Below are 21,962 nucleotides of genomic sequence, written 5' to 3' on the forward strand. Positions count from 1 at the left end.
GAGCCTGTCGAAGCCCACGGGCCCGCCTCTTGCGCGTAGGGAGCGCAGGACTAACACCACCCGCCATGAAACTGCGCGCCTCCGCTATCCTCGTTGCCGCCCGTGCCCATGGTGAGACTGCCGTGATTGCGCGGCTGCTGACCGAGGAGCACGGCCTTGTCGCGGCCTATGTCGCGGGCGGGCGTGGGCGGCAGTTGCGGCCCGTCGTGCTGCCGGGAAACCTCGTCGCGGCCGAGATTTCTGCGCGGTCGGAAAGCCAGCTGCCTTTTGCCCGGCTCGAACTGCTTGCCAGCCGGGGGCCGTGGCTGGCGGAGCCGCTGGCCGCTGCCGCCATTGCCTGGGCCACCGCGCTCACCGCCTGCGCCTTGCCCGAGCGCCATCCGTACCCTTCGCTCCATGCCGCGCTGGAGGCCCTGCTTGACGCCATCTGCCATGCCCCCTCGGCGCGCGGCTGGGCTTCGGCGCTCGTCGGCTACGAAGCCTTGCTAATGCGCGAGCTGGGCTATGGCGGGCGGGTCGCGCGGCCCGAGGGCGACATGGGCGCGGTGCTGGCGGCGATGGACGCGCTCGGCGAACCGATCGGGCACTACCTGCTTGCGGGCACGCGCGGCGATGTTATGGCCGCGCGCTCACGCCTCAGAGACTTGCTGGAAAGAATACAATGATGATCGCTTGCTTGCCCGGTGACGGTATTGGCCCCGAAATCATGGCCCAGGCGCTGCGCGTTCTGGCCGCGCTCGACCTCGGCATCGAGACCGCCATCGCCGATGTCGGCGGCACGGCCTACAAGAAGCACGGCCACCCGCTCCCGCCCGAAACGCTCGACCTTGCGCGCACCAGCGATGCGGTGCTGTTCGGCGCGGTGGGCGATCCCGATTGCGACAACCTCGAACGCCACCTGCGGCCCGAGCAGGCGATCCTCGGCCTGCGTTCCGCGCTCGGCCTGTTTGCCAACCTGCGCCCGGCCACGATGTTCAAGGGCCTTGAACACATGAGCGCGCTCAAGCCCGAAGTGGCCTCCGCCATCGACCTGCTGATCGTGCGCGAGCTGAACGGCGACGTTTACTTCGGCGAGAAGGCCCAGCGCGTGCTCGAAGACGGGCGGCGTCAGGGCTTCGACTTCATGTCCTATGCCGAGGATGAGGTGCGCCGCATCGCCCATGTCGCCTTCCGCGCCGCGCAGGGTCGGAAAGGCCGCCTGTGCAGTGTCGACAAGGCCAATGTGCTCGAAACCAGCCAGCTCTGGCGCGACGTGGTGATCGAGGTCGCCGCCGAATATCCCGATGTCGAACTGAGCCACATGTACGTCGACAACGCCGCGATGCAGCTGGTGCGCAACCCCGGCCAGTTCGACGTCATCGTGACCGGCAACCTGTTCGGCGATATCCTGTCCGATCAGGCGAGCATGTGCGTCGGTTCGATTGGCCTGCTGGCAAGCGCTGCGCTTGGCGAGCGGCAGACCGGGAAGGGCACCTTCGGCCTGTACGAGCCGATTCACGGCAGCGCGCCCGATATCGCTGGGCAAGGCAAGGCCAATCCGATGGCGATGATCTTGTCGCTGGCGATGCTGCTGCGCCATTCGCTCGGGTTGGAAGAGCAGGCCGCGCGGGTCGAAAAGGCGGTGTCGCGGGCGTTGGCCGACGGCATCACCGGGGCAGACCTTGGCGGCTCTGCGGGCACCTCCGAAGTGGGCGACGCTGTGCTCGAGCGGCTCTAAGGTAATATTACTGAGGAACCGGACCCGTGCTTCGCCCGTTTCTGAGTCATAATCGCCGCTGACACTTGCGGCTACCAAACTCAGGAGCGGACCATGGAGTTTATTTTCGGTATCGTCGTGCTTTTGCTCGACATCTGGGCCATCGTGAACATTGTTGCGAGCCCGTCCTCAACCCTCAGCAAGGTGCTGTGGACCATCGGTATCATCGTGCTGCCGATCCTTGGCTTCCTCGCCTGGTTTCTGTTCGGCCCGAAGTCGGGTTCGCGCGCAATCGCGTAAGCCTGACAGCCTGATCTGAATAAAAAGGCCGGCATCGCCACGTGCGATGTCGGCCTTTTTCTCGAGCTAGCGCCAGCCGTCGAACCAGGCCCACAGCAGGAACGCCTGGTCGTCTTGGAGCGGCGCGCCGGTCAGCACCGGATACCAGTACGCAAAGGCGGACAGCGCGCCGATCGTGATTACCCCGGCAACCAGCCGATCGCCGCGTTGCCACAGACGCTCGACCGCCAGGGCCAGCGCCGCGGAAAGAAAGATCGAAGGCAGGAAATAGTGGAAGTAGAACTGTATCGGCTTGGGCGCGATCACCCATAGCGCCATGCTGATGAGATATAGCACCGCCACGCCGAGGCACTCGCGCCGCTTGTCCTTGATTCCAGCCCACAGGCACCATGCCAGCGCGGGCAAGCCTGCGATCATCGTTATCGGGTTGCCGATCAGCATCACGCCGCGCTGCGCCCCGTCGATCACCTCGTAGAGATACCAGATTGCGCGGATGTTCGGGATCCACTGCCACCAGACGCTTTGATAAGGGTGGGGCTTAACTATCTGTTGTTGCAACTCAATCATATGCCGGTGTAAAGCAATGATCCCCTGGCCGGCTTCGCCCGGGCTGGTGAAAGCGGCATAGGGCAGGAAGCTTGCCCAGTAGACTGCGAGCGGCAGCACCCCGAGCCACAGCGCCGCCTCCCACAGTGCCATGCCGCGGATCGGGGGATATCGTGTGGCTGTAACCACCTGCCAGCCTGCCGCATGCATTCTGATGGCGAGGAAGGCCAGCCCCGGCAGCACGGCCAACGGCACCGCGTTCCACTTGGCTGCCATCGCCGCGCCCATCGCTACGCCCCCGATCGCGAGGCGCCAGCGCGCGGTTTCGTTCTGCCGCCATGCGCCGACCACCATCCATGTCGCCAGCATCAGGAACGAGACCATGAACACATCGAGCATGGCGATGCGCGACTGGACGAACAGTAGGAAGTTGGTGCCAACGAACAGTCCGGTGAGGACGCTGGCCGTACCCGCGCGGCCGGTCAGCCACATCGCGCGCATCGATGCGAACAGCGCCAACGTGCCGAACAACGCCGCCAGCGCCCGCCAGCCGAACGGGCTATCGCCGAACAGCCAGATCGACAGCGCGATCATCTCCTTGCCGAGCGGCGGGTGTTCGAGGTTGACCGCGTTTGACAGCTCGAGAAAGCGACGGCCCGCTGGGACGTAGTGGACCTCGTCGAAATAAGGCGCCGAGGGAATCTTTATGCGGATCAGCACCAGTACGAGGAACGCGAGGGCGATCAGGCCATGCCACAAGATCGGATCGCTGGCGCGGTGAGGTGGGGCAAACAGCGGTCTCATCGCTTCGCCGAATAAGTCGGCGTGAGGCCAAGGGCAATTGGCAAATCCGCTGCAGGTCCGTAAACGGCGGCGCATCATGAAAAAGACCACCGGAATAGATCGCAGCCAGACCAGTTCCTGGCGCCCCGCCACCCGCGCCGTGCGTTCGGGCACCTGGCGCTCCGACCACGGCGAGACGAGCGAGGCGCTCTATCTCAACAGCGGTTATTCATACGACAGCGCGCAGGAAGTGGCCGACCGCTTTGCCGGCGAAGCCGAGGGCATGGTCTATTCGCGCTTCCAGAACCCCACCATCGCGATGCTCGAAGAGCGGATCGCCGCGATGGAAGGGGCCGAGGCCTGCAAGGTGCAGGCTTCGGGCATGGCGGCGATGACCACCGCCCTGCTGTGCCAGCTTTCGGCGGGCGATCACGTGGTCGCAGCCAAGGCGGCGTTTGGTTCGTGCCGGTGGATCCTGTCGAACGTGCTGGCCCGTTTCGGGATCACCCACACGATTGTCGACGGGCGCGACAACGCCGCCTGGGAAGCCGCGATCCAGCCCAATACCAAGGTGTTCTTCTTCGAGACCCCGGCCAACCCCACGCTCGATGTGGTTGACCTCACGTTCGTCTGCGGGCTGGCGAAGGCGCATGGGATCATGACGCTGGTCGACAATGCCTTTGCCACCAGCGCGCTTCAGCGTCCGCTCGAATTCGGGGCGGACCTGGTCGCCTATTCGGCTACCAAGCTGATGGACGGGCAGGGCCGGGTGCTGGCGGGCGCGGTTTGTGGCTCGAACGAGTTCATCCACGAGGTGCTCTCGCCGTTCCAGCGCAACACCGGCCCGGTCTGCTCGTCGTTCAACGCTTGGGTGGTGCTCAAGGGGCTGGAGACGCTGTCGCTGCGCGCCTTCAAGCAGAGCGAGAACGCGCTGGAGGTGGCGAAGTTCGTCGAGGAGCGCGGGGTCAAGGTGCTCTATCCCGGCTTGCCGAGTTTTGGCCAGCACGAGCTGGCGGCGCGGCAGATGGATGCCTTCGGGCCGATCTTCAGTTTCGTGGTCGAAGGCGGGCGCGAGAAAGCCTTTGCCGTGCTCGATGCGATGCAGCTGGTCGATATCTCGAACAACATTGGAGATTCCAAGTCTCTCGCCTGCCACCCGGCCAGTTCCACGCATCACTCCATGGGGCCGGAGGGCCGGGCAGATATGGGCGTCGACGAAGGCATGATACGGATCAACATCGGCCTTGAGGACCCGCGCGACCTGATCGAGGATCTGGGCCAGGCCTTCGATACTGCGGGAATCTGATCGTCCGCATATACAAATTTGTGGTGCTGCCTTGGCGAAACACGCATATGCTGTGCGTGTTTGCCGCGCAGAGTGCCTGATAAAGTGCCCACAAATTCTGACTTTTATGCCTGCCTCGTTGATTCCTGCAGTGATGCCATCGTGGCCAAGGCTATCGATGGCACGATCGTCGGCTGGAATGCCGCGGCCGAGCGATTGTTCGGCTATTCGGCGGCGGAAATGGTCGGGAATACGACCCGCGGATTGCTGCCCGAAGACCGTCAGCACGAGGAAGACGACATCCTCGCGCGCATCCGTGAGGGCGAAGTGGTTGGGCAGTTCCTTACCAAGCGGTGGCACAAGGACGGCACGCTGCTGGACATTTCCGCCACCGTTTCGCCTGTGCGCGATGCCGATGGCAACATCGTGGGGGCGAGCAAGATCGCCCGCAATGCCGGGCCGTACCTGGAGAACCAGCGCCGCATTCGCGAGGCCGACCTGCGCTTCCGGATGATGGCCGATAACATCAGCCAGCTCGCCTGGATGGCGAACCCCGATGGTAACATCTTCTGGTACAACAAACGCTGGTACGACTACACCGGGACCGACTTCGAAACCATGCAGGGATTCGGCTGGCGCACGGTCCATCATCCCGACCATGTCGACCGCGTGATCGCCCGCTATCATGAGAGCTTTGCCACGAAGGAGCGCTGGGAGGACACGTTCCCGCTTCGCGGCAAGGACGGCAATTATCGCTGGTATCTGTCGCGTGCGCTGCCCGTGTGCGACGACAATGGCGAGGTGCAATACTGGTTCGGCACCAACACCGACATCACCGAACAGCGCGAGCAGGCCGAGCAAATTCGCGTGCTGCTGATGGAAGTGAACCACCGTTCGAAGAACATGCTGGCAATCGTCCAGGCGCTCGCCCGCCGCACCGCGCCCGACGACGCCGGGTTCGTTGCGCGGTTCGAGGATCGGGTGCGCTCGCTGGCGGTCAACCAGGATATTCTCGTGCGGCGCGAATGGCGCGACGTCCCGGTGCTCGAGCTGGTGCAGCAGCAGTTGCGCTTTGTCGAGGCGGCGCCGGGCGGGCTAATGATCGAGGGGCCGACGATCCTGCTGAAACCGCGCGCGGCCGAGGTGATCGGTATGGCATTACACGAACTGGCGACCAATTCGATCAAACACGGTGCGCTGTCGCTGGATGGAGGAAAGGTCACGATCGGCTGGGACAAGCGCGAAGCGGCTGGCTCCGATGCCGAGGGGTTCACGATGTTCTGGCATGAAGAGGGCGGGCCGCTCGTGGCTACTCCGCAACGTACCGGCTTTGGCACCAGCCTGATCAGCGATATACCGCGGCGTTCGCTTTCAGCTACGGTGATGCTGGAATATCCGCGCGAGGGCGTGCGCTGGGAGCTTTCGTGCGGGCCAGAGATTATCGCCGGGCAGGGCTGAGCCGCCGCGCGCGGGGGCAGCGGCTGCGAAGCCCTTGCTCCCTGCCGCAAAGCCGTTAGGCTGCGGCCGCGATGACCGATGATGCACTCCATTCGCTGTTCCAGCAGGTAGCCACGACCCACGGGGTGACCGTGCGCGTGGCGGTCAGCTTCATGCCTGAGCAATCGCGGGTCGAGGCCGGGCGCTGGTTCTGGGTCTACCATATCCGGATGGAGAACCACCGCGAGGAAACGATCCAGCTGCGCACGCGCCATTGGCGCATTTCGGATGCGGACGGGATGATCAACGTGGTCGATGGCGAAGGGGTGGTCGGCGAAACGCCGATCCTCGCCCCGGGGCAGACGCATGACTATGTATCGGGTTGCGAACTGAGCACGCGCCATGGCGCGATGGAGGGGCACTATGCTTTCACCCATGCCGATGGCTCGCTGTTCGAGGTGGCCATTCCCCACTTCGTACTCGAAGCTCCCGCAGAGCGTGCGCACTAGAGGGCTTGCCGGACCCCGCGGCTAGGCATAAGTCGCAGGCCCAAGACCATGAAACGCACGCACCTGCCCCTGAACGCCCTGCGCGTATTCGATGCCGCCGCGCGGCACCTCAGCTTCACCCGCGCCGCTGACGAGCTGGCGGTGACGCCCGCCGCCGTCGGCCAGCAGATCCGCGCGCTGGAAGACGTGCTCGGCGTGGTGCTGTTCCGCCGCACCAGCAAGGGCCTCGAACTGACCGAGGAGGCGCAGTCGGGCCTGGAACCTTTGCGCGAAGGCTTCCTGCGGTTCGAGGAAAGCGTCGAGGCGATGCAGGCGGGGCAGGGCTCGTCCACCTTTGCCATTGCCGCCCCGCGCGAGTTCTTCGCCCAGTGGCTGGCACCCCGGCTGGCCTCGTTCCGCGTGATCAATCCCGATATCCGTTTCGCGCTCGCAAGCGATGAACATGCAGATTTCACCGAGGCCAACCTCGATCTCGCCGTGCGGCTGGTCGAAGGGCCGGCCGAGCTGGAAGGTATCCAGCTTGCTCCGGGTGAACGCGTGGCGGTGTCGGCGCCCGATGCACAGGACGGCTGGATCAGCTGGCCGGGCTTCGAACCGGCAGACGATGCGCGCGTGGTGCTGCAGGCAGGCAATGCGGGCCAGGCGCTGTCGGCGGCGTTGGCTGGTATGGGCTCGGCGCTGATGCCGCTGCCGCTGGTGGCCGAGGCGCTGGCGAACGGCGCGTTGCTGGCACAGGGCGAGGCGCAGGCCTGTCGCCGCGCGTTCTGGTTGGTCGCGCCGCGCCCGCAGTGGCGCCAGAAGAAAGTGCGCGCGCTGGTCGAGCATCTTACCAGCTGAACCTGCGCCAGCGCGCGGGCTTTGATTGCCAGCAAGATGCCGCGAGCTTAAGGCGGCCCTGAAATTTGCCGAATGATGGAGACAATACGATGCGTGCAGGACTGGTAATGGCGGCGCTGCTCGCCAGCGCGGCGATGGCAATTCCGGCGGCCGCGCAGGAGGTGCGCAATCTCGATCAGGAACAGAGCGATGCGCGCGTTTTCAGCAGCGCTCACAATGGCGATCCGGTACTTTTCGAAGTGTCGCTGCCGGCCGGAGAGGCGATGCGCGTCGATGTGATCTCGACCAGCGAGATGGACCCTGTGCTGCGCATCTACAATTCTACCACGGGCGACCTGATCGTGGAGAACGACGATGGCGGCGATGGTCTTAACTCACGCGCCGTGGTCACCGCCAGCGAGGACATGCACCTGCGCATCGAGGTCAACGCCTTCTCGGCCGAAGAGGCCGCGGAAGAGGTCGTGGAGGCGGTTGTCGGCGACGAGATCGTCGAGTCGGGTGATGGCGGCTTCGTTTCCCCGCGGACCTTCGATCTCAAGCTCACCGCGCTCAGTTACGATCCGCAAGCCACGCGCCAGGTGAACTGGAATGACGAGGAAAAGGGTCAGATCTTCGGCGGAGAAGAGCACCTGTTCACCGTCACTGGCGAAGAAGGCCTGCTGCTCGAAGTGGCGATGGTGGCCGATACCGACATCGGCAACGAGCTCGATCCCTTTCTCGCCCTGCGCGACGCCAGCGGCCAGACCGTGGCCGAGAACGACGATGGCGGAAATGATCTCAACGCACTGCTGCGCTACGTCATGACGAGCGATGAGACCTACACCATCGTCGCCACGGGCCTTGGTGAGAGCGTCGGTGGCTATACCCTGCGCGTTGGGCCGCGGCGCGAGCCGGTTGTTCAGGCGCCGTTGCAGGTGGTGGCCATTGGCGACAGGGCGACCGGACGCGTGGGGGCAGGCTACGAGAACGGCGACCTCGATCCGGCCTCGATCCTCTATCAGCTCTCCGATAGCGCACTGGCCGCGATCCGTGGCGGCGCTGGTCAAGTCACCGTGCGGATGATGGCGGCAGAGAGCGACGATCCCGATTTCGCCAATCCGCTTGATCCCTATCTGGAGCTGGGCTTCGACACGCCGCTCGGTTTCGCCGTGGTGCAGACCGACGACGATGGCGCGGGCGATCTCAACGCGATGATCCCGGTCGATCTTTCGACCATTGCGGATAGCGCTGAGCTGCTCGATGCCTTGCGGATCAAGGTAAGCGGGTTTGGCGATTCGGCGGGCGACTTTGTACTCACCGTTACCGAAGGGCTCGATCCGATTGAGGCGCATTACGAGGACTATCTCGAAAGTGCAGTCGGCGCGAGCCACATCCCGTTGGCTGTCGAGGACTGAGGCGCAACGCACGGCCCGGGCGTCGTGCTTGGGCCCACCGCCAGAGGCGTTGTTCACCCGGCTGCCTGCGTGCGGCGGTTCGGCGCGCCCGGCGGCCCGCTGCCGCATCGGGAAGCTCGTCGGCGGCGGCCGCGCGAGGCTGGCGCCCGTTATGCGGAAGGCCTTCGAACTGCAACTGGTCGATCTCTGATCGTAGCATCGGAACGCATTTGGTCGATGCGCCACAGTCGCCTGCTAGCCCGGGATCGGGTTTGGAGGGGCGCAGTTCATTCTGTACATATCTTAAAATATGTACAGAATGGCATTGATAATCTGTGTAATTAAAATATAACAATTACTAACAGTAATGTTAATAACTGGAGCTCGGGCGCGGGGCCTTTCGTGATCGGGATGAGGGTGGGACTATGCCGGATGACGATGCCGGGCATGAGGCTGGGGAATTCGCGCGGGGCATGTATGCCCTGTCGGGTGATCTGGACGAACTGATCGATGATGCCCGTCGGCGTGTCGACAGGCTCGGTCGGCAGTCCAGCCAGTTGCTTGACCTGCTTCTCGATGGATACGGGCGTGAGGATATCGTTGCCGTAATGGGCATTGCGCCCGCGCAGTTCGACGAAGCGCGCGCAACGATGCTTGCCGAACTCGACGCCAGTTCGATTACAGATGCGATCCGGATTGGTATCTGTGCGGCCTATCGCCGGCCACGGGATAGCTCAGAATCTCCTGATTGAGGGCATAGTCCATCATCAGGCAGTCCACGATCGCGGCGAGCACGGCTTGGCCTAAGGTTGCGCCAATAGCCACACCTACTGCCTCTCGCGCGGCCAGGCGCACCCTGGCGTTTGCGCCCTTCTCGCTGCTCTGGATTTCCAGTTCCGGGTTTGTGCCGAGCAGCAGCATTGCAGCGCAGTCGAATTGGCGGGCCTCCAGCAGGGCCTCCATGCAAGCCCCGCAAGTTCGATCGAGCCCTTTGATCCGCAGCGGTTCAGGCGCAAGCAAACACAAGTGGAATGCCAGTCGCAGGTTCCGCCCAAGGGCGGCCTTGTCGAGCCCGTCGTCCTTCAGCGACGTGGCGACCGTCTCCAACTTGGAGATCCATATCTCCGGTAATAAAGGCTCCAGACCCTCGACATCACAGCTGTCCATCCGCCGCCCCCCTTGGTTCCATCTGTCCTCCTCAGGCCGCCAGAGAGACTCTGGCTGCAGAACTCAGATCGTGGACCCACAACGCCCCACGAATTGGATCTATTCTGTCACGAAAACAAAGTCTTCGTTAGCATGGCTCGCGAGACGCGCGATTCGCTAAGGCGATCGTCCCGAGGTTGCAAGATATTTCGCAATGTCAGGAAGAAACTATTCGTCTTTAGTATCATCCTGTGCAGCTGGAGGCTCACCGCGGCCGGGGCGAGGGCCGGTGCCGGGGTCGTGGTCGAAGGGCTGGGCGAAGCGGCTGCGGTCGTCGTTCTCGGCGGTAACGGCCTCTTCCTCACCCGCCGCGATGCGGGCCTGTTGCGCGCGACTCGCGCTGATGTAGTCGCGCGGCATGTAATTGCCCTCGTGGCAGGCATATTCGAAGAACTGATAATCCTCGTCGCGGCTCCACGAGATGCGGGTGGTCCAGGGCTGGGTGTAGACCTCGGGATCGGAATAGGTCAGCTCGTGGACGATCTCGTCCGGCCCGACCATGGTCAGCCGTTCGACCGTCATCGCCTGATCGCTCATCGGCACGGTGTTGAAGGCGGGCACGTCGAGCGTGCCGGTAAACTGCGTCGCCATGTTGAGCGGGCTGGCCGAGCGGGCATAGCTATCGTGCGTGGCGCTGTCGCCCGAGACGATGTTGGTGGTTTCGATCACCAGCGTCTTTCCGTCCCACCAGCCGCGCGAATTGCCCATCCACGCCTCGACCGGCTCGTCCAACTTGGCCGCCTGTGCCGCTTCCTTGCTGTCGTAAATCTTCACCACCCGCGTGCCGAGCATCTCCAGCACGATGGTCATCACACCGGGGCTCTGGAAGATGCGGATGCCGTTGTTGTAGCGGAACGGGTACATCGAGGCCGGAAAGCCCCGCGAAACGCACCGGTCCCAGCTGTCGAAGTCGCTCACCCAGTCATAGGCCTGACCGGGCACCCAGCCCGAGCGGCCCTGCTTGAACAGCTCCATCGCCTGCGGGGTGAGGGCGGGCAATTGGCCATCGGCGGGGCTGACGAGCATCGCGGTGCGCTTGCCGAAGCTGGTCGACTGGAACCACGCCTCCAGCCCCTCGGTCCCGGCGGTGCCAATGCCGGTCTCGGTCGCCTCGGCGAAGTTGCCATCGTTCCCGCGCGCGGCGGCGAGGCGGCGTTCGAACTCCTCGTCGGTGACCCACTGGCGCATTCCATAGGCGGCGGGGCGCTGGAACAGGATGTGGCCGGTGTTGATATTCTCAATCGGCCAGGTGCCGGTGAAATCGTAGTCGCCCCAGGATGTCTTCGCGGGCTCGTAGTCGGTGGGAACGGGCGGCAGTTCGGTGAGGTCCGCAGGCCGCTCCTGCGCCACGACGGGGGCGGCGAGGGCCAGACTCAGCGCAGGCGCCGAAGCGGCACACAGGACGGCGGCAAGGCGACGGATCATGCAATACTCTCCTCAGAGGTTTGCCTTACAGCAAATTGATTTTGTCCATTTCTAGTAGCGTTTGTCCGGTACGGCAATGTTTGTTTCGTCTCAGCCTCCGCGTTTGCACCGGCGCGCTTGGCTACCACCCTACCACCCCCGCATCCCGACGGACTTGCTCGCTCTCCATACCAGCCTCGGCCTCCCTGGCGCGCTGCACATCGAGCTCGGCGCGGATGCGGGCTGTCAGATCAGGAATGGCTGGATTGCGCCAGCCGACACTGATTTCGAACATCGATATCCGATTGCCGGGAGCCGCCTGAAGCTGGTCTTCCTAACCCGCCGTTTTATGGTCTTGCAGCAGCTGAGCGATCTCGACCCTATCCCTGCCGTTTCTCTTCGCCTTGAGAAGCACCGCATCGGCGGTGGGCACGAGCACACCGACATGGCAGTGTTCAGGTGCGGTTGCGACACCGACCGAGACGGTTATCGTCCCCAGATCCTTGCCTATATGGGTTGTCTGTAGCGCTGCGATTTTGGCGCGAATTTCTTCGGCACGTCGGGCGGCCGCGTCAACGTTGACCTCCGGAAGCAACAACAGGAACTCCTCGCCGCCATAGCGGAAAGCTCTTTCTGTTTCGCGCACCGAGCTTTTCAGCACGCCGCCCACTTCCTGCAAGACAAGATCGCCAGCTTCATGTCCATGTTTGTCGTTGAAGCGTTTGAAATGGTCGATATCGATCATCAGGCAACTGAGCGATTTGCCTTCCCGAGCCAGTCGAGCGGCCTGCGTTGTCAGAGTCTCGTCAAGGCGGTGGCGGTTGGCCAGCCCGGTCAGGGCATCGACCATCGCCATCTCGCGTAAAGCATCGCTCAGGCGCAAGTTCGCGAGGGCAAGGGCGATATTCTCGACAAGCATGTTGAGATAGACTTCGCTGATCGTGCTCTTTTCGGTCTCGTCGTCGCGCGCCTCAAGATAGAGCAGGCCCAGCCTTTCGCCTTGCGCCGTGATCGGCAGACATAGGGTATCGGGAGCTTTCGACCCTTCCAGGCGAAGGTGATGGCACGGAACATCGACGTTCCCATTGGCGGGGCGGTGCGGCAATCCGCGGCGCAAAGCCCAGCACGCCGAGGGTGGAAACTCCGAAGCCGAATGGCGCGGGCCGAGCCAGTCGCACGATGCAACCATCGCGTTGCGTTGGTCTTCAAGCAGATAAAGGCGGCCCGCATGACCGGGCGTAATGGAGGGAATAAAGCTCTTAACCACATATAGCAGGTCGTCCAGCGTATCGCAGCTTTGCATGCGCTGGGTCATGGATAGAAGCCGGTTCTGTGTTGCGAGGTCGACATCGCGTTCGGCTTCCAGCCGCTGCCGCTCCAGGCCGTTTTCGCGGAATATCCGGACGGCCTTGGCCATATCACCGATCTCGTCGATCTGGTCGATGTCGGGGAGTTCAGTCGTATAGTCCTGCTCGGCCAACCGCCCAACAATGTCGCTCAGCTTGACCACCGGCCGCAGAACGCGCTGTTTGAAGATGAAATAGAGTACGCAGAGAAACAGGATGCCCGTGATCGCAATCACGATTTCGGACACGGTCTTCCAAAGCCTGGCGACCTCGGTGGCGGCCTGCACCGTGCGTTCGGTGCGACGGTCCAGCAAGTCCTGGAAGCGGACAATCAGCGCCTGCACCTGGTCGAGTTGGCGTTCATATTCCGCGCCGAACAGAATTTGCCGTGCGACCGTCTCGTTTCCCGCTTCAAAGGCATCTATCGCAAGAATTTGTTCGTCATGCAGCGTGTCCGCCTGACGAACCGCATTTTCCAGAAGCGCAAGCTCGTTTGCGCTCGCACCTGCGTCATCAATGTGGTCGATACGCTGTTCGACCGTCGCGAGGCCTTCCAGATCGTGGCCGTAAACGACCTTATACGTCGGGTCGCCGGTATTCAGATATTGCCTTGCATGGTCACTCAAGGCGTAAACTTCGGAGCCGAGCCGCGAGGTGGCCTTATCGAGGCGATAGCGCTGCTCGACCGCGTCGCGCTCGCGCTCCTGCGCGCTGGCTGCCAGCAACATTGTTCCGCCGGATGCCAGGGTGAGCGCAACTGTTGCGCCATATGCCCAGTTGGTGATTGTCGACAGTCTCATGCATGGACCGTCGCAGAAAACCACCACCAATTCGTATACATCCTCAGACTGCTCCACCTATCGGACCAGTGGTTGGCCACGCGCGATCAGCGGACATTCGCCCCGCCTGATTGCCTCTCGGCCTGCGCACAGTGCCGGGTCTGCAATTCACCCGTGAATTCTCGCCGTGCGAGCGCGTTGCGGGCCGGATCGACCGGGTATTCACTGGTCCGGGCCGCATGATCCGGAGTGGAGGTGTTCATCCGGCTCGACGTGCTCGCCATCGCTGTGCCGGGCGTTGCGCAGCGCATCGACCTCGGCGCTGATCAGGTCGACCAGCGCGCCGCGGTTGCGCTCGGCCTGCTGCATGAGGTCGGTCAGCACCTCGGCGCGGATGCGTTCGTAGACCGCGTTGCCGGGGCGCAGGTGCTGCGAGTATTTCTCCGGACGCCGGTTCTTCAGGAAGAACATCACGAGGTTCTCGTTATGCTTCGCGCCGTGGACGACGATGTCGCCATTGGCGAGCACATGCTCGTAGGGCACGCCCTTGATCGCGCGCTCCATGGCGGCGGCCTCGATCCGGTCGACCCCGCGATCGACCGCGGCTTCCCACGCGGCGGCAAAGCCCTCGGCACCCGGCTGCTGGCGCAGCTTGTACAGCGCCTCCAGCGAAACCCCGATATGCATGGCCGCGCGGGCGACGATCCCGGTGGCGGCGAGCATGGCGATGAAGTCGCGCTGTTTGTCGGGCGTGATCGAGTTCCGGCGCGGCTGCTTGTGAAGATAGGGCGCAAAGTCGAGCAGCGGATCGTCCGCGGCGGGCAGCGGGCCGGAGGCGGTCATATAGCTGGTGCCCTGCCGCGCCGTCGCGCGCTGGTGGCCTTTGGGCGCGGGGGTGTCAGGGCTGAGCGGTTGCGGGCGCGCGGGCTTTTTGGGTGAGTCGGGCATCTGCCAGTCTGGAGCAGATTTGGGGGTGTGTAGGAAAGGGGTTTGCTCTTCCACCAATTTCGAGGTGTCTCAGGTTGACTGGAACGGATGGGGAACTTACGCCGAGGTGAAGTAGGAGGCCGTGATGCAGTCGATTGAGTTTTGTGCTGGTGCCGGGGGGCAGGCGCTCGGGTTGGAACGAGCTGGATTCGACCATGCTGCACTCGTTGAGATCGATGAGGATTGCTGCAAGACACTCAGGCTCAATCGACCGCAATGGGATGTTCGATGTGTCGATATGAATGACTTCGACGGAAGGCCGTTTGCGGGAGTTGAACTGTTTGCCGGAGGCTTGCCTTGCCCTCCGTTTTCGGTGGCGGGCAAGCAGTTAGGTCAGAAGGATGAACGAAATCTATTTCCCGCAGCACTTCGCCTTATCGACGAGATTAATCCCAAGGCGGTAATGATAGAGAACGTCAAAGGTTTTCTATCGCCAGTTTTTGAAGAGTACCGGCTCAAGCTTAAGTCGGACTTTAAGAAGTTGGGATATAAGATCGATTGGCGGTTGTTGAATGCGTCAGACTTCGGAGTTCCTCAACTGCGGCCACGCGTAGTGATCGTCGCTATGAAGAAGGAGTTCGTTGATGGATTTGAATGGCCGGAAGTGCAGCCGCAAAATCCGCCGACAGTGGGGGAGGCGCTGCGGGAAATGATGGGCGCAGGCGGCTGGTTGGGGGCAGATCTATGGGCCGTGCGCGCGAATGACATTGCGCCAACCATCGTTGGTGGATCCAAGAAGCATGGCGGCCCGGATTTAGGGCCCACCAGGGCACGTAATGCTTGGGCGGCCTTGGGTGTGGAGGGGCGCAGTCTGGCAAATGAGGTTCCGGCCCCAGACTTTAATGGTATGCCAAGGTTGACCGTTCCGATGGTGGCAAAGTTGCAAGGCTTTCCCCCGGAATGGCAGTTTTCTGGTCGTAAGACGGCTGCTTACAGGCAGGTTGGAAACGCCTTTCCTCCGCCGGTTGCTTGCTCTGTGGCGCGAAACGTCAAGGCGGCGTTGTCGACCGCGCGGTATTTTTCGGTCAAGGCGGTTGCGTGACATCAGATGAAAGCTCTGGTTACGCGCCATTAGCGCCTGAGCACATTGACTTCGAAGACTTGCGGCGCCTCGAAGGTGATCTGTTTCAGGCGGTTGGCGGGCGCTTGGTGTTCGACGAGAAGCTGCGCTCGTTTTTCCGTTCCGCCATCGATGAGGTCATCGACACTGCCCGCACCGGTCGTTTTTTCCTGTCTGACTTGGAGAAAACTGAAAAGACCTACCTTGGCACGAAATTCGAAATCCTGCTGAGAGACTGGTTGGACGTTCCGAAGGGTGTTGTCCTTGATTTACATATCGGCGGGCAAGAAGTCGATGTGAAGTCAACCACTGGCGGAGGGTCCGGCTGGATGATCCCGCCTGAGGCGATAGATCAGCTTTGCATTCTGCTGAGGGTAAATGAGGTCGATTCGACCTGTGCCGTTGGCTTGGTAAGGGCTAGGCCTGCGTATCTTAGGTCTGGGCAAAATCGTGATGCCAAGACTTCGTTTTCCGCTGCGGGCCGTGTCAATATCTGGTGGTTGGTACAGGGCTTTGCATATTCACCGAATTTTTGGACGCTGATCTCTGAGCAAACGCGTGAATATATCATGGCTCCTAGTGGCGGAACTAACCGCTTAGTGCGCCTTTTTACGGCTTGTCCTGGGATTCCGGTGTCTCGCGTGTTGATTGCAAGCGTCGCAAAGCAGGATGATTTCATGAAGCGCCTTCGCCGGAACGGCGGAGCGCGTGACAAGCTTTTTGAGGCCGGCATCGTCGTTCTCTATTCGGAAGCGCACCGTGAGCTTATGCATGAACTGGGTTTGACGTTTGGGGCGCGTGAATTTGTCTCTTACAAAATAGAGAATGAGAGCGATCGAGCCAAATTGCAGATGCATGGGGTGATCGACTAAGGCTTCTCCCCTTGACCGACACCCCACAACTCGCTAATGGCCCGCCCTTCGCAGGTCCGTCCGCAAGGTCGGCTTTGCAATCATAGAGCTGAACATTGTCGGCCCCGTCCCAGCGCGAACGCAAAGGGGCAGTCGGCAAAGTAACCCGGTTATCTGGCTGTGCCAGCACTCCGGGTGGAGCGTTTCAGGCTCGCGCGATACTTGCTCGCTTGTCCCTCGCGGCAGGCAGCTTCGCACGATCCCGATACATTCCATCCGGAACGCTGTTTCAACCCGGTGACCAATTAGGGTCCGGGTCTTTTTCCATGCTTGCTCAGAATTGGGCGGGCGAGGGCAGGGGCCGGGGTCCGCAACCCGCACGAAGGATATCAATGCCTACGATCAACCAGCTGGTCCGCAAGGGCCGCCATCCCATCGTCAAGAAGTCGAAGTCGGCGGCGATGGATTCGAACCCGCAGAAGCGCGGCGTTTGCACCCGCGTTTACACCACCACTCCGAAGAAGCCGAACTCGGCTCTGCGCAAGGTGGCCAAGATCCGTCTCACCAACAAGCGTGAGATCATCGCCTACATTCCGGGCGAGGGCCACAACCTGCAGGAGCACTCGGTGGTGCTGATCCGCGGCGGCCGTGTGCGCGACCTTCCCGGTGTGCGCTACCACGTGCTGCGCGGCGTTCTCGACACGCAGGGCGTGAAGGACCGCAGGCAGAGCCGTTCGAAGTACGGCGCCAAGCGGCCCAAGTAACAGGTTTTTCCCACGTCGCCCCGGACCCGGTCCGGGGCAGGGCTTTCTTCTGTCGTGCGCGCGGCGCTCGTGAAGGGAAAGCCCGGGCCCGGATCAAGTCCGGGCAGGCGAACTAGATTTTGGAGACTGAGAAATGTCACGTCGTCGTCGTCCCGAAAAGCGGGAAATCCTGCCTGATCCCAAGTTCGGAGATCAGGTCCTGTCGAAGTTCATGAACAACCTCATGCTCGACGGTAAGAAGGCCGTTGCCGAAGGTATCGTCTACACCGCGCTCGACACCGTCGAGGCCCGCGCCAAGAGCGATCCGGTGCAGGTGTTCCACGATGCGCTCGAGAACGTGAAGCCGCAGGTCGAGGTGCGTTCGCGCCGCGTCGGTGGTGCTACCTATCAGGTGCCGGTCGAGGTTCGCCCCGAGCGTGCCCAGGCGCTGGCGATCCGCTGGCTGATCTCGGCTGCGCGCGGTCGTGCCGAAACGACGATGTCGGCCCGCCTCTCGGGCGAGCTGATGGACGCCGCCAACAACCGCGGCAACGCGGTGAAGAAGCGCGAAGACACGCACCGTATGGCTGATGCCAACCGTGCCTTCTCGCACTATCGCTGGTAAGATGCTGATCCGGCCCGCCGCCATGCCTTTGTGGATGGCGGGCCGTCAGGTCTTCAAGCTGACACATTAATAGCCATATGGGGCGCGCTTCGGACGTCTGAAGTCCCCCAACGCTCAAGGAATTCATTATGGCCCGCGAATATCCGCTGGAACGCTATCGCAACATCGGGATCATGGCGCACATCGACGCCGGGAAGACCACGACGACCGAGCGGATCCTGTACTACACCGGCAAGTCCTACAAGATCGGCGAAGTCCACGACGGCGCCGCCACCATGGACTGGATGGAGCAGGAGCAGGAACGCGGGATCACGATCACCTCGGCTGCCACCACCACCTTCTGGGCCGCCGAAGACGGCAAGGGCCCGAAGCACCGCATCAACATCATCGACACCCCCGGCCACGTCGACTTCACGATTGAAGTCGAACGTTCGCTGCGCGTCCTCGACGGCGCGGTCGCCGTGTTCGACGGTGTTGCCGGTGTCGAACCGCAGTCAGAAACCGTCTGGCGTCAGGCCGATAAGTACCGCGTGCCGCGGATGTGCTTCATCAATAAATTGGACCGCACCGGCGCCGATTTCTACTACTGCGTGAACTCGATCGTCGAACGTCTGGGCGCTACCCCGCTGGTGCTCTATCTCCCGATCGGCGCCGAGAGCGACCTCAAGGGCGTTGTCGACCTCGTCAATAACCGCGGCATCGTCTGGGAAGACGACGGCCTCGGTGCGACCTTCAACTACGTCGATATCCCGGCTGACCTGGCCGACAAGGCTGCCGAATACCGCGAGAAGCTGATCGAGACTGCTGTCGAGCAGGACGATGACGTGATGGAAGCTTACCTCGAGGGCAACGAGCCCGACGCGGCGACCCTCAAGAAGCTGATCCGCAAGGGCACCATGGACCAGGCCTTCGTGCCCGTGCTGTGTGGCTCGGCGTTCAAGAACAAGGGCGTTCAGCCGCTGCTCGACGCCGTGGTCGACTACATGCCGTCGCCGCTCGACGTTCCCGCCATTAAGGGCGTTCTGCTCGATGGTGAAACCGAGGAAACCCGCCCGTCGTCGGACGATGCGCCGTTCTCCGCGCTCGCCTTCAAGATCATGAACGATCCGTTCGTCGGGTCGCTCACCTTCACCCGCATCTACTCTGGGCAGCTGTCCAAGGGTTCGGTGCTGAACTCGGTGAAGGACAAGAAGGAAAAGATCGGCCGCATGCTGCTGATGCACTCCAACAACCGCGAGGACATCGAAGAAGCATTCGCCGGCGACATCGTCGCTATCGCGGGTCTCAAGGAGACTACCACCGGTGACACGCTGTGCGATCCGTCCAAGCCGATCATCCTTGAGCGGATGGAATTCCCCGAGCCCGTGATCGAGCTGTCGGTGGAGCCGAAGACCAAGGCCGACCAGGAAAAGATGGGCGTTGCGCTCAACCGCCTGGCTGCCGAGGATCCCTCGTTCCGCGTCAGCACCGACCACGAATCTGGCCAGACGATCATTAAGGGCATGGGCGAGCTTCACCTCGACATTCTTGTCGATCGCATGAAGCGCGAGTTCAAGGTCGAAGCCAACGTCGGTGCGCCGCAGGTGGCCTACCGCGAATCGCTCGCCCGCAAGGTCGACGTGGACTACACCCACAAGAAGCAGTCGGGTGGTTCGGGCCAGTTCGGCCGTGCCAAGGTGACGGTTGAGCCGGGTGAACGCGGCCAGGGCGTCATCTTCAATGACGAGGTCAAGGGCGGTAACATTCCGAAGGAATATATCCCCGCGCTTGAAAAGGGCATGCGCGAGCAGGCTGACAGCGGTCACCTGGTCGGCTTCCCGATCATCGACTTCACCATCACCCTGACCGACGGTGCCTACCACGACGTCGACTCGAGCGCGATCGCGTTCGAAATCTGCGGCCGTGGCGCCATGCGCGAAGTGGCCGAGAAGTCCGGCATCAAGCTGCTTGAGCCGGTCATGAAGGTGGAAGTGGTTACGCCCGAGGAATATCTCGGTGACGTGATCGGCGATCTGAACTCGCGTCGTGGCCAGATCCAGGGTACCGACAGCCGCGGCAACGCACAGTCGGTCGAGGCTCACGTACCGCTGGCGAACATGTTCGGCTACGTCAACGAACTGCGCTCGTTCACCCAGGGCCGTGCCCAGTACTCGATGCAGTTCTCGCACTATGACGAGGTTCCGGCGAACGTCGCGGCCGAAGTCAAGGAGAAGCTTGCCTAAGGCAGGCTCAACGTCTAGTGGCGGGCGCCTGATTCAGCAGGTGCCCGCCTGATCTTGAAGAAAATCAGATTCGAACAAGAAGGTTATTGGAAAAATGGCGAAGGAAAAATTCGAGCGGAACAAGCCGCACTGCAACATCGGCACCATCGGTCACGTCGACCACGGCAAGACCACGCTGACTGCTGCAATCACCAAGGTTCAGGGTTCGGCTGTCGATTTCGCAAACATCGACAAGGCTCCTGAAGAGCGCGAGCGCGGCATCACTATCTCGACCGCCCACGTGGAATACGAGACCGACGCCCGCCACTATGCGCACGTCGACTGCCCGGGCCACGCTGACTATGTGAAGAACATGATCACCGGTGCCGCCCAGATGGACGGCGCGATCCTGGTGGTGAACGCTGCCGATGGCCCGATGCCGCAGACCCGTGAGCACATCCTGCTTGCCCGTCAGGTCGGTGTGCCGGCGCTGGTCGTGTACCTGAACAAGGTCGATCAGGTCGACGACGAGGAAATCCTCGAGCTGGTCGAGCTGGAAGTGCGCGAGCTGCTTTCGAGCTACGATTTCGACGGCGACAACATTCCGATCATCAAGGGCTCGGCTCTGGCCGCTCTCGAAGGTCGCGATCCGGAGATCGGCGAGAACTCGATCAAGGAACTGATGGCCGCGGTTGACGAGTACATCCCGCAGCCGGAGCGTCCGGTCGACAAGAACTTCCTGATGCCGATCGAAGACGTGTTCTCGATCTCGGGTCGTGGCACCGTGGTCACCGGCCGTGTGGAATCGGGCGTTGTGAACGTTGGCGACGAAGTCGAAATCGTCGGCATCAAGGACACCACCAAGACCACCGTGACCGGCGTGGAAATGTTCCGCAAGCTGCTTGATCGCGGCGAAGCTGGCGACAACATCGGCGCCCTGATCCGCGGCGTGGCGCGTGAAGCTGTCGAGCGTGGCCAGGTCCTGGCCAAGCCCGGCTCGGTCACCCCGCACACCGACTTCGAAGCCGAGGTCTATGTGCTGTCGAAGGACGAAGGCGGCCGTCACACTCCGTTCTTCGCCAACTACCGTCCGCAGTTCTACTTCCGCACCACCGACGTAACCGGTGAAGTGGTTCTGCCGGAAGGCACCGAGATGGTCATGCCCGGCGACAACGTGTCGATCGGCGTGAAGCTCATCGCCCCGATCGCCATGGACGAAGGTCTGCGTTTCGCTATCCGCGAAGGCGGCCGCACCGTCGGCTCGGGCGTGGTCTCGAAGATCACCAAGTAAGCCTGCTGCGCCCATCAGGGCGCCAGGTTCAAAGGCGGCCCGGCTCACTTTCCGTGAGTCGGGCCTCTTTTTATGTGAGCTGAATTTTCCCGTCCTGTCGCAAAAGTGAAAGGGAAGGGGGCAATTGCCCGACTTTCGGGTTGTCAGTGCGGGCCAAGCCCCGTATAGGCGCGACCACAGAGAGAGATTCGTCACTCTCGCAACGAATTCATGCAAGAGGCCGCCCTGTCCGGTGAGACCGGAAAGCGGGGCGGGCTTTTGTTTTTTGTGGGAAGTATCCCCGTCGCAAGATAGGGCGCTTTCTTGGCTCTTTCGCATCGGTAGTTGGAATTATGGACGCTCAGAACATCCGCATTCGTCTCAAGGCCTTTGATCACCGTGTGCTCGATCAGGCGACTGGCGAAATCGCTGATACCGCACGCCGCACCGGCGCGCTGATCCGAGGCCCGATTCCTCTCCCGACGCGCATCGAGAAGTTCACCGTGAACCGCGGCCCGCACATCGACAAGAAGTCGCGTGAGCAGTTCGAGGTGCGCACCTACAAGCGGCTGCTGGACATTGTGCAGCCGAACGCCCAGACGGTCGACGCGCTGATGAAGCTCGATCTGGCTGCTGGCGTGAACGTCGAGATCAAGCTCGCTTAAGCGGGAAACGCCCCGGCATCAGGCCGGGTGCTCCGGTTCCGACAAGGGACCGTGAAGAC

The 21,962-nt window shown here is 62.3% G+C and carries 22 protein-coding genes; 16 read left to right on the forward strand and 6 right to left on the reverse strand.

Annotated features, from left to right (window positions below; all coding sequences use genetic code 11):
- Nucleotides 1-65: 65 nt before the first annotated feature.
- The 3 genes from recO (at nt 66) to ABDJ38_RS01815 (ending at nt 1,996) form a co-directional block, all read left to right on the forward strand.
- Nucleotides 66-665 (forward strand): DNA repair protein RecO, encoded by a 600-nt coding sequence (gene recO / locus ABDJ38_RS01805; protein WP_346783365.1) that lies wholly within the window; start codon nt 66-68, stop codon nt 663-665.
- A complete protein-coding gene (gene leuB / locus ABDJ38_RS01810; RefSeq protein ID WP_346783366.1) occupies nt 662-1,717 on the forward strand; it encodes a 3-isopropylmalate dehydrogenase in 1,056 nt (351 codons plus the stop codon). Before recO ends, leuB begins: the two co-directional genes overlap by 4 nt.
- A 93-nt stretch (nt 1,718-1,810) precedes the next feature.
- Entirely contained in the window at nt 1,811-1,996 is a 186-nt protein-coding gene (locus ABDJ38_RS01815) for a PLD nuclease N-terminal domain-containing protein (RefSeq protein ID WP_346783367.1), read from the forward strand.
- Nucleotides 1,997-2,062: 66 nt separating this feature from the next.
- Here the strand turns inward: ABDJ38_RS01815 and ABDJ38_RS01820 are convergent, their stop codons facing one another.
- A complete protein-coding gene (locus ABDJ38_RS01820; RefSeq protein ID WP_346783368.1) occupies nt 2,063-3,346 on the reverse strand; it encodes a phospholipid carrier-dependent glycosyltransferase in 1,284 nt (427 codons plus the stop codon).
- Nucleotides 3,347-3,422: 76 nt separating this feature from the next.
- Between ABDJ38_RS01820 and ABDJ38_RS01825 the strand changes: the two genes are divergently transcribed.
- From ABDJ38_RS01825 to ABDJ38_RS01850, 6 genes are all read left to right on the forward strand, one after another.
- Nucleotides 3,423-4,631 (forward strand): trans-sulfuration enzyme family protein, encoded by a 1,209-nt coding sequence (locus ABDJ38_RS01825; protein WP_346783369.1) that lies wholly within the window; start codon nt 3,423-3,425, stop codon nt 4,629-4,631.
- An 84-nt stretch (nt 4,632-4,715) separates the two neighbouring features.
- Nucleotides 4,716-6,068: a PAS domain S-box protein gene (locus tag ABDJ38_RS01830; protein WP_346783370.1), complete on the forward strand. Its 1,353-nt coding sequence runs from the start codon at nt 4,716-4,718 to the stop codon at nt 6,066-6,068.
- Between the two features lie 71 nt (nt 6,069-6,139).
- On the forward strand, nt 6,140-6,556 hold the full coding sequence (gene apaG / locus ABDJ38_RS01835) for a Co2+/Mg2+ efflux protein ApaG (RefSeq protein WP_346783371.1): 417 nt from the start codon (nt 6,140-6,142) through the stop codon (nt 6,554-6,556).
- A 48-nt stretch (nt 6,557-6,604) separates the two neighbouring features.
- Nucleotides 6,605-7,393 (forward strand): LysR family transcriptional regulator, encoded by a 789-nt coding sequence (locus ABDJ38_RS01840; RefSeq protein ID WP_346783372.1) that lies wholly within the window; start codon nt 6,605-6,607, stop codon nt 7,391-7,393.
- 89 nt (nt 7,394-7,482) lie between these two features.
- Complete coding sequence (locus ABDJ38_RS01845) at nt 7,483-8,787, forward strand: hypothetical protein (RefSeq protein WP_346783373.1); 1,305 nt, start codon at nt 7,483-7,485, stop codon at nt 8,785-8,787.
- Nucleotides 8,788-9,191: 404 nt separating this feature from the next.
- Entirely contained in the window at nt 9,192-9,518 is a 327-nt protein-coding gene (locus ABDJ38_RS01850) for a hypothetical protein (RefSeq protein WP_346783374.1), read from the forward strand.
- Here the strand turns inward: ABDJ38_RS01850 and ABDJ38_RS01855 are convergent.
- The 5 genes from ABDJ38_RS01855 to ABDJ38_RS01875 form a co-directional block, all read right to left on the reverse strand.
- On the reverse strand, nt 9,445-9,933 hold the full coding sequence (locus ABDJ38_RS01855; RefSeq protein WP_346783375.1) for a hypothetical protein: 489 nt from the start codon (nt 9,931-9,933) through the stop codon (nt 9,445-9,447). The genes ABDJ38_RS01850 and ABDJ38_RS01855 overlap by 74 nt on opposite strands.
- 207 nt (nt 9,934-10,140) lie before the next feature.
- Nucleotides 10,141-11,397 (reverse strand): hypothetical protein, encoded by a 1,257-nt coding sequence (locus tag ABDJ38_RS01860; RefSeq protein ID WP_346783376.1) that lies wholly within the window; start codon nt 11,395-11,397, stop codon nt 10,141-10,143.
- A gap of 121 nt (nt 11,398-11,518) precedes the next feature.
- Complete coding sequence (locus tag ABDJ38_RS01865; protein WP_346783377.1) at nt 11,519-11,671, reverse strand: hypothetical protein; 153 nt, start codon at nt 11,669-11,671, stop codon at nt 11,519-11,521.
- 39 nt (nt 11,672-11,710) lie between these two features.
- Entirely contained in the window at nt 11,711-13,522 is a 1,812-nt protein-coding gene (locus tag ABDJ38_RS01870) for a diguanylate cyclase (protein ID WP_346783378.1), read from the reverse strand.
- Between the two features lie 201 nt (nt 13,523-13,723).
- Complete coding sequence (locus tag ABDJ38_RS01875) at nt 13,724-14,449, reverse strand: hypothetical protein (protein ID WP_346783379.1); 726 nt, start codon at nt 14,447-14,449, stop codon at nt 13,724-13,726.
- Nucleotides 14,450-14,573: 124 nt separating this feature from the next.
- Between ABDJ38_RS01875 and ABDJ38_RS01880 the strand changes: the two genes are divergently transcribed.
- The 7 genes from ABDJ38_RS01880 to rpsJ all read left to right on the forward strand — a co-directional run bounded on the left by ABDJ38_RS01880 (nt 14,574) and on the right by rpsJ (nt 21,903).
- Nucleotides 14,574-15,530, forward strand: coding sequence for a DNA cytosine methyltransferase (locus tag ABDJ38_RS01880; RefSeq protein WP_346783380.1), 957 nt, complete (start codon nt 14,574-14,576; stop codon nt 15,528-15,530).
- Nucleotides 15,527-16,420 (forward strand): NaeI family type II restriction endonuclease, encoded by an 894-nt coding sequence (locus ABDJ38_RS01885; RefSeq protein ID WP_346783381.1) that lies wholly within the window; start codon nt 15,527-15,529, stop codon nt 16,418-16,420. Before ABDJ38_RS01880 ends, ABDJ38_RS01885 begins: the two co-directional genes overlap by 4 nt.
- 371 nt (nt 16,421-16,791) lie before the next feature.
- Nucleotides 16,792-17,163, forward strand: a complete 372-nt coding sequence (rpsL, locus tag ABDJ38_RS01890) for a 30S ribosomal protein S12 (protein WP_346783382.1) — start codon at nt 16,792-16,794, stop codon at nt 17,161-17,163.
- Between the two features lie 133 nt (nt 17,164-17,296).
- Entirely contained in the window at nt 17,297-17,767 is a 471-nt protein-coding gene (rpsG, locus tag ABDJ38_RS01895; protein ID WP_346783383.1) for a 30S ribosomal protein S7, read from the forward strand.
- A gap of 128 nt (nt 17,768-17,895) precedes the next feature.
- The gene (gene fusA / locus ABDJ38_RS01900) at nt 17,896-19,989 is read left to right on the forward strand and encodes an elongation factor G (RefSeq protein WP_346783384.1); all 2,094 of its coding nucleotides are present in this window, start codon (nt 17,896-17,898) and stop codon (nt 19,987-19,989) included.
- Between the two features lie 94 nt (nt 19,990-20,083).
- Nucleotides 20,084-21,259: an elongation factor Tu gene (gene tuf / locus ABDJ38_RS01905; RefSeq protein WP_346783385.1), complete on the forward strand. Its 1,176-nt coding sequence runs from the start codon at nt 20,084-20,086 to the stop codon at nt 21,257-21,259.
- A gap of 332 nt (nt 21,260-21,591) precedes the next feature.
- Nucleotides 21,592-21,903: a 30S ribosomal protein S10 gene (gene rpsJ, locus ABDJ38_RS01910; RefSeq protein WP_010234663.1), complete on the forward strand. Its 312-nt coding sequence runs from the start codon at nt 21,592-21,594 to the stop codon at nt 21,901-21,903.
- The last annotated feature ends 59 nt before the right edge of the window (nt 21,904-21,962 follow it).

Source organism: Aurantiacibacter flavus (assembly GCF_039710615.1).
Classification (GTDB): Bacteria; Pseudomonadota; Alphaproteobacteria; order Sphingomonadales; family Sphingomonadaceae; genus Alteraurantiacibacter; species Alteraurantiacibacter flavus.

Excerpts from the sequence above, each read along its gene's own strand:
- leuB (WP_346783366.1), top strand. The coding sequence starts at position 662 with ATGATGATCGCTTGCTTGCCCGGTGACGGTATTGGCCCCGAAATCATG.
- rpsG (WP_346783383.1), top strand. The coding sequence starts at position 17,297 with ATGTCACGTCGTCGTCGTCCCGAAAAGCGGGAAATCCTGCCTGATCCC.
- apaG (WP_346783371.1), top strand. The coding sequence starts at position 6,140 with ATGACCGATGATGCACTCCATTCGCTGTTCCAGCAGGTAGCCACGACC.
- ABDJ38_RS01820 (WP_346783368.1), bottom strand. The coding sequence starts at position 3,346 with ATGAGACCGCTGTTTGCCCCACCTCACCGCGCCAGCGATCCGATCTTG.
- tuf (WP_346783385.1), top strand. The coding sequence starts at position 20,084 with ATGGCGAAGGAAAAATTCGAGCGGAACAAGCCGCACTGCAACATCGGC.
- ABDJ38_RS01865 (WP_346783377.1), bottom strand. The coding sequence starts at position 11,671 with ATGTTCGAAATCAGTGTCGGCTGGCGCAATCCAGCCATTCCTGATCTG.
- ABDJ38_RS01815 (WP_346783367.1), top strand. The coding sequence starts at position 1,811 with ATGGAGTTTATTTTCGGTATCGTCGTGCTTTTGCTCGACATCTGGGCC.
- ABDJ38_RS01875 (WP_346783379.1), bottom strand. The coding sequence starts at position 14,449 with ATGCCCGACTCACCCAAAAAGCCCGCGCGCCCGCAACCGCTCAGCCCT.
- recO (WP_346783365.1), top strand. The coding sequence starts at position 66 with ATGAAACTGCGCGCCTCCGCTATCCTCGTTGCCGCCCGTGCCCATGGT.
- ABDJ38_RS01825 (WP_346783369.1), top strand. The coding sequence starts at position 3,423 with ATGAAAAAGACCACCGGAATAGATCGCAGCCAGACCAGTTCCTGGCGC.
- rpsJ (WP_010234663.1), top strand. The coding sequence starts at position 21,592 with ATGGACGCTCAGAACATCCGCATTCGTCTCAAGGCCTTTGATCACCGT.
- ABDJ38_RS01840 (WP_346783372.1), top strand. The coding sequence starts at position 6,605 with ATGAAACGCACGCACCTGCCCCTGAACGCCCTGCGCGTATTCGATGCC.
- fusA (WP_346783384.1), top strand. The coding sequence starts at position 17,896 with ATGGCCCGCGAATATCCGCTGGAACGCTATCGCAACATCGGGATCATG.
- ABDJ38_RS01880 (WP_346783380.1), top strand. The coding sequence starts at position 14,574 with ATGCAGTCGATTGAGTTTTGTGCTGGTGCCGGGGGGCAGGCGCTCGGG.
- rpsL (WP_346783382.1), top strand. The coding sequence starts at position 16,792 with ATGCCTACGATCAACCAGCTGGTCCGCAAGGGCCGCCATCCCATCGTC.
- ABDJ38_RS01850 (WP_346783374.1), top strand. The coding sequence starts at position 9,192 with ATGCCGGATGACGATGCCGGGCATGAGGCTGGGGAATTCGCGCGGGGC.
- ABDJ38_RS01870 (WP_346783378.1), bottom strand. The coding sequence starts at position 13,522 with ATGAGACTGTCGACAATCACCAACTGGGCATATGGCGCAACAGTTGCG.
- ABDJ38_RS01845 (WP_346783373.1), top strand. The coding sequence starts at position 7,483 with ATGCGTGCAGGACTGGTAATGGCGGCGCTGCTCGCCAGCGCGGCGATG.
- ABDJ38_RS01855 (WP_346783375.1), bottom strand. The coding sequence starts at position 9,933 with ATGGACAGCTGTGATGTCGAGGGTCTGGAGCCTTTATTACCGGAGATA.
- ABDJ38_RS01860 (WP_346783376.1), bottom strand. The coding sequence starts at position 11,397 with ATGATCCGTCGCCTTGCCGCCGTCCTGTGTGCCGCTTCGGCGCCTGCG.